Origin of the sequence: Limosilactobacillus mucosae DSM 13345 (assembly GCF_001436025.1) — a bacterium.
Classification (GTDB): domain Bacteria; phylum Bacillota; class Bacilli; order Lactobacillales; family Lactobacillaceae; genus Limosilactobacillus; species Limosilactobacillus mucosae.
The window spans coordinates 1-263 of sequence record NZ_AZEQ01000088.1 but is presented as its reverse complement, the minus strand read 5'-3'; the positions used below and the strand labels follow the sequence as shown (position 1 = coordinate 263).

Here is a 263-nt window from a genome sequence, read left to right as displayed (position 1 = left end):
AAGAATGTTAATGGTAAGTACTACTATTTCAGTCCAACGATGATTAAAAACACTGAAAAAGAGATTAATGGTTCGTGGTACTACTTTGGCTCAGATGGGGCAGCTAAAACTGGTTGGTACACATTGTCAGATGGCCGTTTGGTCAACTACAATAGTCAAGGACGGATGTATCATGGTGAAACTAAGATTGATGGAAAGTGGTATTACTTTGATCCAACAACAGGCAAGACAGCCAATGGTTGGTATAAGCTACCAGATGGTCG

1 pseudogene is annotated in these 263 nt (G+C 40.3%); it reads left to right on the top strand.

Going from position 1 to position 263, the window contains the following annotated elements:
- Nucleotides 1-263: pseudogene (locus tag FC47_RS10330) on the top strand (GH25 family lysozyme); the annotation flags it as partial.